Source organism: Streptomyces sp. NPDC050619 (assembly GCF_040654815.1).
Taxonomy (GTDB): Bacteria; Actinomycetota; Actinomycetes; order Streptomycetales; family Streptomycetaceae; genus Streptomyces.
The window spans coordinates 1-1,020 of sequence record NZ_JBFAIR010000201.1 but is presented as its reverse complement, the minus strand read 5'-3'; the positions used below and the strand labels follow the sequence as shown (position 1 = coordinate 1,020).

Annotated in this window: 1 protein-coding gene; it reads left to right on the top strand. The window is 70.1% G+C overall.

Going from position 1 to position 1,020, the window contains the following annotated elements; genetic code table 11:
- The coding region (locus AB0I77_RS54025) for a protein kinase (protein WP_363290404.1) at positions 1–1,020 on the top strand (1,020 nt) is incomplete at both ends.

Here is a 1,020-nt window from a genome sequence, read left to right as displayed (position 1 = left end):
CCCGGCCGCGTGAATCGTCTCCAATGCCCGCGCCAAGGCCTCCGCGACCTGAAGCCGTCGAACGTGCTGCTGGGCGCGGACGGCCCGAAAGTGATCGACTTCGGCATTGCGCAGCTGGCCGACGCCACCGCGGTGACCCGTACCGGCTGGAGGCTGGGCACCCCCGGATACCTGGCGCCCGAGCAGCTGGCCACCGGAACCGCGGGTCCTGCGGCCGATGTGTTCACGTGGGGGCTCGTGGTCGCCTCTGCCGCCCTGGGACGTCACCCCTTCGGTACTGGGCCTGCCGAAGCGCTCGCCTACCGTATCCAGCACACCACACCGGATCTGAGCGGACTTCCGCCTCACCTTGTGCGCGCGGTCAGCGCAGCCCTCCGCTCCGATCCACGCCTACGACCCCTCAGCAGGGACCTGCCCCGCCTGCTGCGGGAGCCGGCCCCGCTCACCGCGTCCTACACCTATCCAGGCACTGCCACGCCGGCCAGCCGCGGCATGCGCTGGTGGCACAAGGCCGCTATCACCGCCGCCCTCTCAGGCGCCCTCTCGGCGACGCTGGTCGCCTACGCCCTCTCCCGTCAGTCGCCAGCAGCCGGCCATGCCTTGACACCGTCTGCACCCCCCGTCCGCCACAGTGCTGGCTCCACCACGCAGGCTCAGGCGGCCGCCTCCACCGCACCCACTTCGCCATCAAGGAAGCCGCCCGCAGCAACCAGTTCGCTGGCCATGTCCGCCCCCACGCCGTCTTCGCGCCCTGTCACCCAGGTCAATACCTACACGCCCTGGACGTTCGGCGAGCCCGCTGACGACGTCCGCGTCGTCGCGAGTGCCGACGGCAGTTGCTTTGCGTCCTCCCAGGCGGCCGTACGCTCTGACGCCTATCGGTGCATCGTCGGCAGCGAACTGAAGGATCCCTGCTTCAGCCCGCCCAATGACCTCAGCCCGGCCGTGCTGTGTCCCACCTCCGGCGCCATCGGCAAGGTCTTCAAGATCGACCTCACCGAGGCACTGCCTGATACCGGC